General features: G+C 46.9%; 14 protein-coding genes and 1 pseudogene. 12 read left to right on the forward strand and 3 right to left on the reverse strand.

Translation table 11 applies throughout. The annotated features are described in order from the left end of the window. Nucleotides 1–38 precede the first annotated feature (38 nt). On the reverse strand, nucleotides 39–1,406 hold the full coding sequence (locus L1F29_RS16390) for a family 4 glycosyl hydrolase (protein ID WP_258389366.1): 1,368 nt from the start codon (nucleotides 1,404–1,406) through the stop codon (nucleotides 39–41). Between the two features lie 127 nt (nucleotides 1,407–1,533). Here L1F29_RS16390 and L1F29_RS16395 point away from each other — a divergent pair, with 127 nt between their 5' ends. The 7 genes from L1F29_RS16395 (at nucleotide 1,534) to L1F29_RS16425 (ending at nucleotide 6,384) form a co-directional block, all read left to right on the forward strand. Continuing rightward, nucleotides 1,534–2,397: an AraC family transcriptional regulator gene (locus L1F29_RS16395; protein WP_258389367.1), complete on the forward strand. Its 864-nt coding sequence runs from the start codon at nucleotides 1,534–1,536 to the stop codon at nucleotides 2,395–2,397. Nucleotides 2,398–2,487: 90 nt separating this feature from the next. Then, on the forward strand, nucleotides 2,488–2,838 hold the full coding sequence (locus L1F29_RS16400) for a sensor histidine kinase (protein WP_258389368.1): 351 nt from the start codon (nucleotides 2,488–2,490) through the stop codon (nucleotides 2,836–2,838). Between the two features lie 121 nt (nucleotides 2,839–2,959). Then, nucleotides 2,960–3,322, forward strand: coding sequence for a VOC family protein (locus tag L1F29_RS16405; RefSeq protein ID WP_258389369.1), 363 nt, complete (start codon nucleotides 2,960–2,962; stop codon nucleotides 3,320–3,322). Between the two features lie 178 nt (nucleotides 3,323–3,500). Then, entirely contained in the window at nucleotides 3,501–3,773 is a 273-nt protein-coding gene (locus L1F29_RS16410) for a hypothetical protein (protein ID WP_258389370.1), read from the forward strand. Nucleotides 3,774–3,891: 118 nt separating this feature from the next. Then, nucleotides 3,892–4,158: a hypothetical protein gene (locus L1F29_RS16415; RefSeq protein WP_258389371.1), complete on the forward strand. Its 267-nt coding sequence runs from the start codon at nucleotides 3,892–3,894 to the stop codon at nucleotides 4,156–4,158. 211 nt (nucleotides 4,159–4,369) lie between these two features. Further along, nucleotides 4,370–5,479: a VOC family protein gene (locus L1F29_RS16420; RefSeq protein WP_258389372.1), complete on the forward strand. Its 1,110-nt coding sequence runs from the start codon at nucleotides 4,370–4,372 to the stop codon at nucleotides 5,477–5,479. Nucleotides 5,480–5,613: 134 nt separating this feature from the next. Beyond that, a complete protein-coding gene (locus L1F29_RS16425; protein ID WP_258389373.1) occupies nucleotides 5,614–6,384 on the forward strand; it encodes a GNAT family N-acetyltransferase in 771 nt (256 codons plus the stop codon). Between the two features lie 486 nt (nucleotides 6,385–6,870). Here the strand turns inward: L1F29_RS16425 and L1F29_RS16430 are convergent, their stop codons facing one another. Next, entirely contained in the window at nucleotides 6,871–7,437 is a 567-nt protein-coding gene (locus L1F29_RS16430; protein WP_258389374.1) for a helix-turn-helix domain-containing protein, read from the reverse strand. Nucleotides 7,438–7,599: 162 nt separating this feature from the next. Here L1F29_RS16430 and tdh point away from each other — a divergent pair, with 162 nt between their 5' ends. The 5 genes from tdh to L1F29_RS16455 all read left to right on the forward strand — a co-directional run bounded on the left by tdh (nucleotide 7,600) and on the right by L1F29_RS16455 (nucleotide 12,917). Beyond that, entirely contained in the window at nucleotides 7,600–8,652 is a 1,053-nt protein-coding gene (tdh, locus tag L1F29_RS16435) for an L-threonine 3-dehydrogenase (RefSeq protein ID WP_258389375.1), read from the forward strand. Continuing rightward, complete coding sequence (locus tag L1F29_RS16440; RefSeq protein WP_258389376.1) at nucleotides 8,645–9,820, forward strand: glycine C-acetyltransferase; 1,176 nt, start codon at nucleotides 8,645–8,647, stop codon at nucleotides 9,818–9,820. Before tdh ends, L1F29_RS16440 begins: the two co-directional genes overlap by 8 nt. 464 nt (nucleotides 9,821–10,284) lie before the next feature. Continuing rightward, the gene (ant(6), locus tag L1F29_RS16445) at nucleotides 10,285–11,151 is read left to right on the forward strand and encodes an aminoglycoside 6-adenylyltransferase (protein ID WP_258389377.1); all 867 of its coding nucleotides are present in this window, start codon (nucleotides 10,285–10,287) and stop codon (nucleotides 11,149–11,151) included. 559 nt (nucleotides 11,152–11,710) lie between these two features. After that, nucleotides 11,711–11,851: a DUF6262 family protein gene (locus L1F29_RS16450; RefSeq protein ID WP_245583842.1), complete on the forward strand. Its 141-nt coding sequence runs from the start codon at nucleotides 11,711–11,713 to the stop codon at nucleotides 11,849–11,851. Between the two features lie 151 nt (nucleotides 11,852–12,002). Beyond that, nucleotides 12,003–12,917, forward strand: coding sequence for a phosphotransferase (locus L1F29_RS16455; protein ID WP_018757722.1), 915 nt, complete (start codon nucleotides 12,003–12,005; stop codon nucleotides 12,915–12,917). A 607-nt stretch (nucleotides 12,918–13,524) separates the two neighbouring features. Here the strand turns inward: L1F29_RS16455 and L1F29_RS16460 are convergent. Beyond that, a pseudogene (locus L1F29_RS16460) lies at nucleotides 13,525–13,862 on the reverse strand (arsenic resistance protein); the annotation flags it as partial. Nucleotides 13,863–14,036: the final 174 nt, after the last annotated feature.

Raw genomic sequence — 14,036 nt, forward strand, 5'->3', positions numbered from 1 at the left:
CAAATCTACCTCTCTCAACTTGTTCATCTGGTCCGATCCTATTGAAATTGCGGTAAATGGGCGATATGCGCTGCGATCAGCTCGTCGACCATGCGCTCCACCTGAACACGGTCTGTTAGATAGCCCCCCAACAGCACCGCTTCTTCAAAGAGGCGGCGATCGCCTTGAAGCGCAGCATCGACCGTCAGTTCAGCGATGGCAATCGGTTTTGCTGTGAGCTGGGCGAGCGTATCCGGGAAGTCTGTCGTTTGCATGGGCATGAACCCTCTCGCGGTAGCCACGCACGGCATCTCAAGTACGGCATGGCCAGGCAAGTTCGGCACGGAGCCGTTATTGGTCATGTTGGCAGAGTATACGCGCCTTCCGTCATGCTCAATCGAATCGATAATATCGATCAGCTGTTCATGCTCGCCGGCCTCGTTTGCGAAAAATTCGGCAGGCAGCGGATCGGGGGATTGACCGAGCCTATCCATTCGCTCATAGATGCTGTCGCCCCATTCAATAACATTTTCAAAGGAATAGGCGTCTTTGCCTAAAACTTTGCCATAATACTGTCCCTGCGGAAAACGTTCCGGAAAAAACTCGGTTATATGGCGGTCGCCAGGAGCAGGGTAGGCATTAAAGCGTTCAAAAAGCTCCCAGGCAAACGGATCGCCTATAGTAGAGGGCATCCCGCCCATCTCCGCGAACGAGCTGCCGATATTTTGGTTCTCGAGTTCTTCCCGTTTTAACTCCCGATACTTTTCCAGCAGTATTGGTCGCGCATCCTTCCCGTCATACCGGATATCGAACAGGAACGTCAGATGGTTTACGCCTACGGCATAGGAGGTCAAGCGGGCCGGATCAAGCCCGGCGAAGGCAGCCAAATGCCGTTCCGAATCGTGAACGCCATGACATAAGCCGACGGCCCGAGTACCGGTCGCTTTGGATATCGCGCGGCAAATAACCGTCATCGGATTCGAATAGTTGAAGAAGAAGGCATCAGGGCAAAGCTTTGCCGCATCGCGGGCAATATCGACCATTGCAGGCACCATGCGCATGGCTCGGGAGATGCCGCCCGGCATGGCCGTGTCGCCTACAGGCTGAAATATGCCGTACTTGCGAGGAATGAACACATCCTGCTCCCAAGCGCGGCGACCGCCTACACCAACCGTGGCGGCTATATAATCGGCACCGGGCAAGATGTCCGCCCGCTCAGTAGAGAAGGAAAGCTCGATATCGGCCTCTTTGGCGGCGATCATTTTCGCGCTGAGCTTGTGGATGGAATCGAACGCCCGCGGATCGGGATCCACGAGACCGAGATGCCATTTCGTGCCGTTTCGTTTCGCATAACGGATAAGATCCGAGACGAGACCTTGGGTAAACATGGCGCTGCCGGCTCCGATCAGAATAAGTTTTTTTCTCATGTGCATTCACCTTTTCCTATGGATGAATTACTTGATACTATAGAGATGTTAAAATAATTAGCAAATATATCCTATGAACAAATCATGCATACCTATGGATAAATCAACTGGTTAGGAGACAAATCGGATGAAATTCAGAGCCGCCTTTCAATTTCCGGATATCGAAGACGGTGGCCACGCAAGCAGGGAAGAAATGCTCGTGGTCAATTCGGCGGGTTACGAAGAAACGGATGACCCCGGGGGCACGATGCACCGCAAGAAGGGGAGAAAAGATTATTACTTGGCTTACAACCACTCGGGCAGGATGAAGGTGAAGACGGGCGGCATCATCCGCGAGGCAGCGGCGGGGAGCGTCTTCCTCTACAAGCCGTATGAAGAGCAGTATTATGGGCAGTACGACAAAAATTGCCTCATGGCAAACTACTGGGTTCATTTTACAGGCTACGGCGCAGCCGATTTGCTGATGAAAGCCGGCATGCAGGAAGGCGCCCTTTATGAAGCTGGAATATTCCAGGAACTTCCACCTCTATTCGATGCCATGATCTCGGAAATCGCCGATCGTAAGCCGCATTATGCTGAGATATCCGCTTCTATTCTGCAACAAATCGTGTATCTGATCTCGCAGCGTCTGACGCTGAATGAGCAATTACTCCGGATACAGGGGAAAGAAATGCTGTTGTCCGAGTCGCTTCATTTTCTCCAAAAGCATTACATGAAGCCTGTAACGGTGCGAGAGCTGGCCGATCTATGCGGACTAAGCGTCAGCCGTTTCGCCGTCTTGTTCAAGGCATACACGGGACAATCTCCCAAGCAGTATTTAATCTGGTTCCGGCTGCAGAAGGCCAAGGAATTTCTCGCCGCTTCGGCGCTCAATATCCGGCAAATCTCAGCGCTAACGGGCTTTGATGACCAGTTGTATTTCAGCAGGGTATTCCGCAAATTTGAAGGTACTACCCCAACGCTATATCGGGAGATGAAGAAGCAGGGCTGATTGGGAATGCCTTGGACCTGAGTGCGCCATGGTTTTATGCCGTTTTTTTTCGAAGGATTTCGTTTCACGCTGCGGGCGGAACTGCCGGAAATGACCGTGATAGTAGACGAAGACTTGATGCTGCGGGTGTGGATTAATTTGCTCACGAATAATATCAAGTTCACTCCGGACGGCGGGAAAATCGAAATTTGCGCTGTTCGGGAAGGCGGGGGATGGCACGTACGCTTTCGCGACAGCGGAATAGGCATACCGGCTGACGATCTGCCGCGTATTTTCGAACGCTTCTTCAAAGCCGACCGGTCGCGCAACCGCGCGAAAGGCGGCAGCGGGCTGGGATTGTCTATCGCAAAGCGGATCGTCGAGCGGCATAACGGCCGCATCGAGGCTGAGAGCACAGCCGGAGCAGGAACCGTGATGACGGTCGTGCTGCCATGCGATTAATGTCGTTAAATATCTTTTATGCTAACAGATATTGCAAGGAACAGCAGATATAGTTACGTTGTTGTTGAAAATAATCTGCAGCATGGTAGTATAAGAGAAAACAGATCATTGGAGGAATAGTATGAAAGCCATTAAACTTCGTCCATTTATTCCATCAGGTGAAGATTATGATCTTGCTCAGCGTTTTTTTGAAGAGCTTGGTTTTGAGAAATTGTACTCGGATAGCGGATTAAGTATCTTTCGCATCGGCGAACAGGAGTTCTTTCTGCAAAACTACCAAAATAAAGAGCTGCAGGAGAATTATATGGTGGAATTGATTGTCGATGATCTTGATGGCTGGTGGTCGCATATTCAATCCTTAGATCTTGAGAAGAAGTACCCGATAAAAGTTAACGAACCGACAATCATGCCCTGGGGAAAGCGCGAAATCAACTTAATTGATATTGCAGGCGTTTGCTGGCATATTTCTGAAGAAAACAAATAATGCTGACCCTCGCAATGAGTCTTGCAATAAGAAGGACAGGCTGCAGGATTGCTGCATAAGCGGAAAATGAAGCATAATAAACGACCCAAGAGGCTGCCTCGGCAGCTTCTTTATATTAACGGGTTCATATGCTGCAAAGCTGGTGAAATCGACGCAGCTGGGGGAGAGGATAAGACCTATGACACTATTCTATTTTATGGCCGCCGACCGTGAGCTGCAGACAGGCTCGTTCGGATTGAAGAAAACGGTCATGACGGTGATGCATTACGTGACGCATGTGAACCCGGCTGCGAAGAATCGTCCCCCTATGCAGTTTCTATTGGAGAAATATCCGGAGGGCGAAGAGCTTATGGAGGTCTACAAGACGGAAGAAGACGCCGCCGGCTTATATATAACCGGTCCTATTCCCAACACTTGGTTGCTCCAAAGAGAGAACTCGATCTCGTCATAGAGCTATCCACATTTCACCTGACAAATCCGTTTGAATGGAAAGAGCGTCAATATATACGTGTAGTTAAATAAGCCTGTCGTTCAGCTGTACCGCTATTGAATATGTTGAGGAGGAACCAATGGCTAGTTTTGGTTTGATGATATTAACGGTTTTAATTCTTCTCGTTATGATCTTTTTTCATGCAGCGGTATTTTTGGACTTTTTCAGACCAAGCGTTCTTCAAGTTCAGCTGTTAGGCGTTCATGTAACACTATTGGGCGTATTAATTGTTCTGGCATTTGATGAGTTTTCGGGGTTTGGCTTTACAATTGGGTTGGCGGGCCTCATAACCGGCTTGATCGGTTCATTCAGGGAGCCTAATGAAACCAAATCCAATCATTCCTAATAGGCTTCGCAAGATCGAGAGCAGGTGCCGAGGCAGCCTGCTTGTTTTTATTAGCTTACATGAAAGCAGGAAAAGGCGGGAGCAGATCGTTTATGAAAGAATTGGATGTTATCGCCGAGTATATTTACAAGGGAATGTATGTTCGTGTATATTGATGAGAGAACCAAATTATCTCAAATATGTAACTAGTGATAACGAGGAGGACATCAGTATGGGCGAATCGGTGAAGGCAGCTGAATCCGCATTATTAAAGACAGGGTGTTTTTACCTGCCTGCAGATGATGTGGATGGTATTTACAGATGGTATGAGAAACATTTTAACGGGTGTACGAGAACGCTTCCTATGTACTATGGGAAAACCGTCGAAAAAGGATATAATCTTAACTATATAACGGATGGATGGCTGCCGGGGGAACCCTATGAGATGTTCTCGATGCGATTCGAAACCGATTGTATAGAAGAATTATATGAACGTCTCTCTGCTGCTGATGATGTCAAGCTTGAGCCTATCCGCGTTGTAGCGAATGAAGGATCGATGTTCTGCTTCTTCGATCCGCAGGGGAACAAGTTTCAAGTTTGGCAGGACCCGCATACCGTAACCCAACCTCTTCGTGCAGATGTACCGGCATTGATAAGAGTAGCGGCTCTCTTCTTCCCTGTCAGCGATCCTGCTGCTGCACATAAGTGGTATACGGATTTTCTGGGAGTCAAAGTGAATGAAACCGGCCAACCGGTAACTGGGGATGGAATACAATTCTTCTTCCATAAATCGTTAGAGCCGGGCCGGACTTTAAACTATACTCCAATCGAAAATCACACGACAACCGACAGTAGACCCGCATCAGTATCCATTATTAATGTTGCCGTTCATGATCTGGATGCGATGCATCACCGGATGCTGGATAATGGACAGAATGTTGACACATACATTCATGACAGATGGGGCTGCGGCCGAAATCTCCTTCTTTCCGATCCGGATGGGAATAAGCTGGAATTGTGGGAGTTTCAAGCGGTAGTAGAACAAGTGGAGTCTAATAAAGAACATCCGGACTGGAAAGAGAGATTCAAGTTTCATAACTATGCTTATAATGTTCAAGTCGATGAATTTCTGGCTATGATCAAGAACGATACAACCGGAGACGTATATTCCGGTCTTGCGGTAAGGGTGATCAACCTTGTGACTTATGCTAATTTATGCGAGTCCGATCGAGAAGGCTTAGAACAGCTATTGAAGACATTAGAGCAGTTCGGTAAGCAGAATCCGGAGAAAGCCTTCCGAATCTTATATCGGGATGGTTCGGAATTTGTGCAGCTAAGCTAATAGTCCGTACAGTGATAATGGACTAAATTAAAGATGACCTCGCCATTTAATAATGGCGGGGTTTTGTCAATCATTCGCTGATGGGCAGAATTGCTATAAAGATATAACACTTTACATAAACAAGGGGGTATGACATGGCTGCTATCTGCAGGAGATCCGTCATACAAACAGTGAAGACCGTATTGTCAGCCGACTTAGCTTGTTCTGAATCGAATTTGATTACGGATGCTGTTTCCGTTCATGAGGCCGTCATAAGAGAGGGGCGATTTCGTTTTCCGGTTCGTCGGCAGACGTTAAGCATTGTAACCATGGGCAAAGGGGCTGTTATCTCCTGTAACCCTGAACGAATGGAATGGGTCAGACAGCATCTTGAGCCGCTTACACGAGGGCAAATCTTCTCCGCCGGAACGATTGCTGCAACTGAAGATTACGTGCAAAGAGATAACCAATATATCGCCGGCCCCGACCAGAAATATGTTTGTTCAACGGATGATCTCAAAGCGTTCAAGATCCCCCATGGAATAAACATATCCATTTGTGACCGCAGTAGCGTAACGAATCTCTATGAGCATACAAATTTCAGTCATGCTCTGTCCTTTAGAACGGATTGCGAGAGACCAGATATGTTAGCTTCGATTGCCGAGTGTGAGGGGAAAATTGTAGGTATCGCTGGAGCTTCAGCGGATTGCGACTTCATGTGGCAGATCGGTGTTGATGTTCTCCCGGAATACCAGGGTCGAGGAATAGGGAAAGCAATCGTAGGCACCTTAACGAAAGCTATACTTGATGAAGGGATAACGCCATATTATTCGACGGAAGTGAGTAACCTCCAATCGCGTCAGCTGGCAATTAGTTTAGGATACTGGCCGGCTTGGATACAATTATATGCGCGAGATCGAACGTAACAATACGAGTGGAGAGGTGCCGGAGCTGACAAGAGTATGGTCGTTTAGGTCATGTAACCGTGAGGTGGAAGTCATGCAGAGGAAAGGCTGTCATAACGACAGCCTTTCCTCCTTTGTGAGCTGCATTCGGTCATCCGAAATGAATCCGATCATTTTTGCATCTGTTTTACGGCAGATCGCCCAGTATTGGTTGCTTTGAGAAAAGAACTCCGCTACTTCACGACAGCCCTCCGGATCAGTAGGCCATTCCTTCCAAGCATCAAATCCTGTACTTTCTTTGTATACCGCATACTCTCTTAGATCGTCTCCGTCATTGGCTGTAAACCTTCTAAATTACAAGTCGCTCCGTATCAAAAAAATCCGCTGTGCCGGTTTCGATGAAGCTCATATATAAACCTCCTTATCATTTCACCGCGGCTTCATGACCTATAACGTTCTTTCAATGAATAATAGGAGAGGATATTGCTCAACTGTGCATCACAATCGTTATTGCTGCTCCGGATAGAATATGATCGCTTGGTACGAGACCTTTTCCCCTGACAAATTCTCGTAGGTATGAATCTGATCGGCCATAAAATGCAGGGCCTCGCCGGCGTTCAGAATGTAAGTCTGCTGCTCGAATGAAACCGTTAGCTGGCCGCTGATCAGCAAAATATATTCTTCTACGCCTGCATGGTGAGGTTCGGACGTGTGACGGCAGCCGGGCTCCATTTCGACGGTGAAAATCTCGAACCGTTTGTTTTGGTCAAACGGAATGAGGGGGTAGGTTCTATATCTTCCATCCTGCTCAATGAACGGCTCGACGTTCTGCAGGCTGTAATGCGTAATTGTGCTGCTATCGGCTTCGATTAAAGATGTGAACGAAATCCGCAATCCGTTAACGATCTTCCAGAGGATCGAGATGGTTGGGTTGGATTCGCCGCGCTCGATTTGCCCCAGCATCGCTTTGCTGACTCCTGTTACATCGGCCATCTGGTCTAACGTCAGCATACGAGTTTTACGGATATTCTGTAGGTTTTTACCGACTTTCTTGTGGATTTGATCTTGTTCCATTATATTCCCTCCGACATCTGATGCAGTAGATTATACCTTTAGTTCGTTCCCCAATACAAATTTTTTCTTTTTGCTATGTACACGATAGCGCACATGTGTATAATATACAGTATAACGCATGGGAAGATTATTATAACATCCAGACGAAAGAGGGAGTCTGCTATGCCACAAACGATGTGGGGACTGGTTAAAGAAACACGAGGCCCTGGGGCGGTATTGCGGGAAGTACCCGTTCCTGTCTGCAAATCCGATGAAGTGCTTGTCAAAGTGAAATCCTCTTCGATCTGCGGGACGGACGTCCATATATACAAATGGGATGAATGGGCGGATCGGACCGTAGTGACCCCCAACGTGTTCGGACATGAATTTTCAGGCGTAGTAGAGGCGGTAGGCGAGTCGGTGACGCATGTGAAAATCGGTGACTCCATATCCGCGGAAGGGCATATGCCTTGCGGATTATGCCGGGCATGCCGGACCGGCCAAGCTCACGTATGTGCAAGAACGATTAGCTTCGGCATTAACGCGCCGGGGTGCTTTGCGGAATATACGGTGGTAAAGGCGGCAAACGTTATTCATAACCATCCGGATATGTCGCACGAGATCGCATGCTTGCAAGATCCGCTTGGCAATGCGGTTCAAGCGGTGATGGCCGGAGATATCGTCGGGAAATCGGTGGCCGTTATCGGAGCGGGACCTATCGGCCTGATGGCTATTGCGACTGCAAGAGCCTGCGGTGCCGGTGCTGTTATTGCAGTCGACATTAATCCTTACCGATTACAGATGGCTCAACAGATGGGAGCGGACTATGTGGTCAATAACACGGAAGTCCCCATGGTTGAATCCATTATGGCATACACAGGCGGTGAGGGAGCGGAGGTTGTACTCGAGATGTCGGGACATCCGGCTGCAATCAGGGAAGGCTTGGAAGCGGCTGCACCTGGAGCCCGCGTATCTCTGCTTGGTATCCCAACAAGCGAGATTTCCCTGGATCTATCGCGCCATGTGATCTTCAAGGGGCTGCATATCTCGGGCATTACAGGCCGCCGCATGTATCAAACCTGGTTTCAGCTGAAAGGATTATTGGAAGAGAAGCGAGTCGATTTGCATCCGCTGATTACCCACCGTATGCCGCTCGAGCGGTATGAAGATGCTTTCGAATTAATGATGTCTGGAAAGTGCGGAAAAATCGTATTTACGGAGGTAGGTCATGGTTAATTGGAACAGTCTGCACGAGGAAATGGAGCAATTAAAACGTGAAGGCCGTTATCGTCCTGTTCAATCGTGGACCAGTGCATCCAGTACCTGGATGGAGACGAACGGCCGGAAGCTATTGCAAATGTCATCCAACAACTATTTGGGTTTCGCCGATCATCCCGCGTTACGTCAGGCAGCGATAGAAGCGATCCAAACTTATGGCGTCGGCAGCGGCTCCGTTCGTACGATTACGGGTACGTTGGCCATCCATGAACAATTGGAATTCGAATTGGCACGGTTCAAAGGAACCGAGGCGGCACTCACGTTCCAGTCCGGATTTACGACGAATCAAGGGGTTCTGTCGACGATTCTGGGTGCGGATGACGTTGTTATCAGCGATGAGCTCAATCACGCCAGCATCATTGACGGTATCCGGCTGACTAAGGCTCATCGTAAAATATACACGCACAAAAACATGGATCAACTCGAACAAGCATTGAGAGAAAGCGCTCTTTATAAGAAGCGCGTTGTCGTTACGGACGGGGTCTTCAGTATGGATGGCGATATCGCTCCATTGCAGGAAATCGTAGAGCTCGCTGAACGATACGATGCTTTCGTTTATGTTGATGATGCACATGCTAGCGGGGTACTCGGACGTAATGGCAAAGGATCGGTGGACCATTTTGGCCTTAATGGCAGGGTTCATATGCAAATTGGCACGCTATCCAAAGCAGTGGGTGTAGTAGGCGGATATGTTGCTTGCGAGAATATTCTAAAGGAAACGCTTATTCATAAAGCCCGTCCGTTTCTGTTCAGTACATCTCAACCGCCTATGGTAGCTGCTGCATGCCTAGCGGCGATTCGGCTGCTTGAGCAGAGCGACGAATTGATTCAGCGATTATGGAGTAATGCCGACTACTTCCGCAAAGGCGTACAAGCGCTGGGGCTTGATACCGGGGCAAGCGAAACGCCTATCGTGCCGGTCATTATTGGCAGCCCTGAGAAGACGATGATTTTCTCGGATATGCTCCTTCAAGAAGGGATTTTTGCGCAAGGCATTACGTATCCTACGGTAGCCATGGATAAAGGTCGCGTCCGAATGATCGTTACGGCAAATCATACGCGTGAAGAGCTGGACTTTGTCATACAGTCATTGGAGAAAGTCGGCCGTAAAACAGCCCTTATTTGATTAACAAACGCATCAATTAAATGAAATGGTAGATAGATGGCAGCCATGTCGAATAGAAAGCGTAGAGGACGCATCCCCTGTGAAGGCGGGGAGCGTCTTTTTCTTATTGATGAACACAAGGCTTCATTATGACAATGGGTGTTTGAAGAAGGTCGGATATCTCACCTTTACCGGAGAACGTATGTTTGGTATGATTACCATAAATATGTAGTTTAAACATAAACTCTCGATAAGGAGTTCTATTACATAGAAGAACATATGACTGCCCATATGGTAGTTAAATCTTTTCGAGCGAATGTCATCGAGCATCCGGATCGATATGAAGTCTTTTTCATTGGCTTCGATGATAAGGGCGATAACTGGTCACATCCATCACCAGATTCGGAAGAAAGTGAATTAAATTTACATACCTGTAAAGCAAAATCAATGACTAACCGGATACGCTGGATAGGAGGACCCATACATTGAGAAGTGATCAAGAGATGATGAATATGTTTGTTGATTTTGCCAGGAATGATAATAGAATTCGATTAGCAACGATGGAAGGGTCGCGGACAAACCGGAACATTCCACGCGATACATTCCAAGATTATGATATTTCTTATTTCGTGACAGACATGGATTCTTTCAAAGAAAATGATCGATGGCTGGATGTTTTCGGGGATCGAGCTATGATGCAGAAGCCAGAAGATATGGAGCTCTTTCCGGCAGAACTAGGTAACTGGTTCTCGTATATCATCCTGTTTGATAATGGCGAAAAATTAGACCTGACACTTATTCCAATTAACGAAGCAGATGATTATTTTTCGGACAGCGACGGTTTAGTAGAGGTTTTGCTTGACAAGGATGATCTTGTCAAAGATGAAGTTATCGCCAATGACCGTCAATATTGGATTAAGAAACCCACTGCAAGAGAATTCGATGATTGCTGCAACGAGTTCTGGATGGTTTCGACTTATGTTGTAAAGGGTTTAGCGCGGAATGAAATCCTGTTTGCCATCGATCATCTAAATGAAATTGCCCGACCTAATTTGCTCCGAATGATGTCCTGGCAAATCGGATCAGAGCAAGGTTATTCCTTTAGCGTGGGGAAGAACTACAAATTTATTAATCGTTACCTGCCTCAAGAGGATTGGGAAGCGTTACTTTCAACTTATTCTGCGAATAGCTACCCAAACATGTGGAAGTCTTTGTTTACCTGTTATGAGTTATTTAGAGCATACTCCAAGGCCGTTGCCGAACGTTTCGGTTATAAGTATCCCGATTATGACGATGCTATCACCAAGTATACTGAAAATGTTGTTAGTTCATTAAACGATTATCAGATGTGACCCTAAACGACCTTTAACTGTTTTCGTGAGTTGTCTTTATATCCAAAATAAATGGTTCCATCGCTTTGAAGCTCGGCAAAAAACACCTCCTGAATGGAAAGCACGCCGAATTGTTTGATTTGTTCTTCCAGTGCCATTTCTGATTTAGCTTGAATAGGGATTTGCAGATCCTTTTTAGTCGGGCTTTCTTCTTCTTGCTTCTTTAATACACTTAGTTTCCCATTTGGTTGTCGGACGACAAGAATATCTATACAATGGAAGTCGCATATACTGCGGCTTTTTTGTTTTTTGTATAGAAGTTCTTGTCGTTAGCTCAAGACAAGAACTTCTATACAAAGCCGTATTAGGACAAGAACATCTATACAATGCCGTGATCCCCATAAACAGCTCGAGTTATTAAACTAACGGGCAGTTATGCGCAACTTCCAGGGAATGTAAACGTTTAAATAATGTAAGGAACGGCAATTAGAATCGAACATGCACACCAAAGCAATAGAAGCTATCCGCCGCAGAAAGGGTTGATAAGGCAATCCAAAGACTTATTGAGCAACAAGGCAAGATAAACTTCAATAGCGTTTCCACAGAGTTGGGCGTCTCTAAAGCCTACCTTTATAACCATTCGGATATTCGCGAACGAATAGAAACGCTGCGCAAACAGCAAGAAGGCATGTCCTCTGCTAAACAAACGAGGAATGACTGAAACAAGCAAGGACGTTCTCATCGCTGCTAAAAACAAGCGGATATAAGAACTTCAAACTGAAAACAAACAACTGGAGAGTTCGGGACATGAAGGAAAGACCGGCTAAACCGAACGTTCCGCCGTTGTAACCGATGGAGGAGGCAGACAATTCATGGGAGGAACGAATGTATGGGATGCGGAGTGGGAGGTTAACGAAGAGCAGGCGCGGACGCTGATCGGCAGCCAATTCCCGCAGCTGTCATCGAAGCAAGTGAAGCGATTGGGCTGGGGCTGGGACAATACGGTTTTTCTCATCGGTGACGAGTACGTGTTCCGGTTTCCAAGAAGAACGATTGCAGTTGGCTCGATTCGTATGGAAGGGAAGCTGCTACCGAAGCTGGAGGCATATATGACCGTCCCCTATCCGAAACCGTTGTTTTATGGCGAAGCAAGTGACGAATACCCGGTACCATTTCTTGGCTATACCTTCGTGCCAGGAGATTTCCCCATCGGTTTGACGGAAGAACGCCGTGCTTTATCGGCAGAGACGCTGGCGAAATTTTTGCGGAGATTGCATGAGTTTCCGGTGCAGGTGGCGCTGAAGTGCGGAGTTCAGCAAGATCATCGAAGCTTGACGGACATCGCATCGCGCAAAGTGAAATTGGAGGGTTTTCTAAAAAAGGTGGTTGAACACTTGTCGCCAGAAGAGTCCGGTGCGATCGAAGCGTTTATTAGCGGGCTGCAAACGGACCGTGTCGAGGCGGTGAATGCGCTGCTACATGGCGATCTTCATTTCAAAAATATGCTGGTGAATGAGAACGGGATCGTTTCCGGCATCATTGATTGGGGCGATCTGAGCGTCGGCCATCCGGCTTGCGATTTGAGCGTTGCTTACAGTTTTTTACCACCGTACGCTCGCGGCGTGTTTTTCGAAACGTACGGAGTGGCGGACGAGGAAACGAAGCTGCTGGCGCGGCTGATAGCCGTATACATCCCTGTACTGATCTTGATGCAGGCGGTCGATGACGGGAATGAAGCGATTGCGACAGAGGCGAAATCCAACATCATGCGGGCACTGTCGGATTAGGCTCATATTTCGTTACGGCTAGGGGGCTGATGGCTATCAGCACCATTTTGTCGTTTATAAGCCGCGATAAGGTACGATTCGTCTTCTCTGATGCCGCTTTATGTTGAGGAACAAGAAATTCAACAGAGTAAGTCGTTACGCTAACGGGGAACGATAGCTAACAAAATTTATAGCAAGAATGACACAAAACAACCCCCAATCAAATCATTTGATTGGGGGTTGTTTTGTGTCATTGAATAATCCGGGCAGGGACTTTTAGAACTTATTATTTGATGATCGAAAATACACATCATATATTGTGTAACACTATACCCCCCAAGAAGAAGATGTCGGATGACAAGAACATATATGCTTAAAAGTCGCGTAGCAGCGGCCTTTTTTATTTTAACGATATAAGTTCTTGTCACAAGTCAGTGACAAGAACTTATATCGTTTGCCGTATTAGGACAAGAACATATATCGTTTGCTGTAATTGAAAATTAATTTTATTATGAGGCTATAAAAGAGTGTATAAATCGGAGTGGGCTCATCGCGATGAGATTTGAATGAGCCCACCTGGGAAAGGGAAAGAGCTGTTTCCAAATCCATGGATACCGGCCTTTTTTAAACTTGATTCCGTTTCTCTCATTAAGACTTTTGGGACCAGACGAATATATATTAGTTCAACGATTGTTTGAGTTACGATTACAGCAGACACTAGCCCGTTCAGAGGTTCAGGTAGGCTAACGCAAAAGGAAGGACGACAAGAGAGTTATGCGTTCCAGCACTAAAAATTAGAGCTCTCCCTGCACCGATATCTAAACGGAAAATACGTGAAACTACACGTGCAACAATTGGTACAATAATTATATACGCTACATAAACAGGGATTACTTGGCTAATGAAATCAAAAGAGGTATATAGTTTCGAAATTTGTGATGCAACGACAACAAATAGAGTTAATGCCTAGAAGAGTTTGAAATCCTATTTCATCGTTTGAAAAGGGAAGGGGATTCCCAATGGCAATTCCTCGAAAGTTCACCGCACGTGTAACATGAGTTTGCTGGGCGATGTCGATCCCTCAACTAAAGGGCAGATTACTACGGTATACGTTCCGACGGCAGGGGTATCATTGAGGGA

Source organism: Paenibacillus spongiae (genome assembly GCF_024734895.1).
Classification (GTDB): domain Bacteria; phylum Bacillota; class Bacilli; order Paenibacillales; family Paenibacillaceae; genus Paenibacillus_Z; species Paenibacillus_Z spongiae.

What these genes read in the sequence shown, in the direction of transcription:
- L1F29_RS16430 (WP_258389374.1), bottom strand. Translation starts at nt 7,437, where the DNA reads ATGGAACAAGATCAAATCCACAAGAAAGTCGGTAAAAACCTACAGAAT.
- L1F29_RS16400 (WP_258389368.1), top strand. Translation starts at nt 2,488, where the DNA reads ATGACCGTGATAGTAGACGAAGACTTGATGCTGCGGGTGTGGATTAAT.
- L1F29_RS16455 (WP_018757722.1), top strand. Translation starts at nt 12,003, where the DNA reads ATGGGAGGAACGAATGTATGGGATGCGGAGTGGGAGGTTAACGAAGAG.
- tdh (WP_258389375.1), top strand. Translation starts at nt 7,600, where the DNA reads ATGCCACAAACGATGTGGGGACTGGTTAAAGAAACACGAGGCCCTGGG.
- L1F29_RS16425 (WP_258389373.1), top strand. Translation starts at nt 5,614, where the DNA reads ATGGCTGCTATCTGCAGGAGATCCGTCATACAAACAGTGAAGACCGTA.
- L1F29_RS16410 (WP_258389370.1), top strand. Translation starts at nt 3,501, where the DNA reads ATGACACTATTCTATTTTATGGCCGCCGACCGTGAGCTGCAGACAGGC.
- L1F29_RS16440 (WP_258389376.1), top strand. Translation starts at nt 8,645, where the DNA reads ATGGTTAATTGGAACAGTCTGCACGAGGAAATGGAGCAATTAAAACGT.
- L1F29_RS16395 (WP_258389367.1), top strand. Translation starts at nt 1,534, where the DNA reads ATGAAATTCAGAGCCGCCTTTCAATTTCCGGATATCGAAGACGGTGGC.
- L1F29_RS16390 (WP_258389366.1), bottom strand. Translation starts at nt 1,406, where the DNA reads ATGAGAAAAAAACTTATTCTGATCGGAGCCGGCAGCGCCATGTTTACC.
- L1F29_RS16415 (WP_258389371.1), top strand. Translation starts at nt 3,892, where the DNA reads ATGGCTAGTTTTGGTTTGATGATATTAACGGTTTTAATTCTTCTCGTT.
- L1F29_RS16405 (WP_258389369.1), top strand. Translation starts at nt 2,960, where the DNA reads ATGAAAGCCATTAAACTTCGTCCATTTATTCCATCAGGTGAAGATTAT.
- L1F29_RS16420 (WP_258389372.1), top strand. Translation starts at nt 4,370, where the DNA reads ATGGGCGAATCGGTGAAGGCAGCTGAATCCGCATTATTAAAGACAGGG.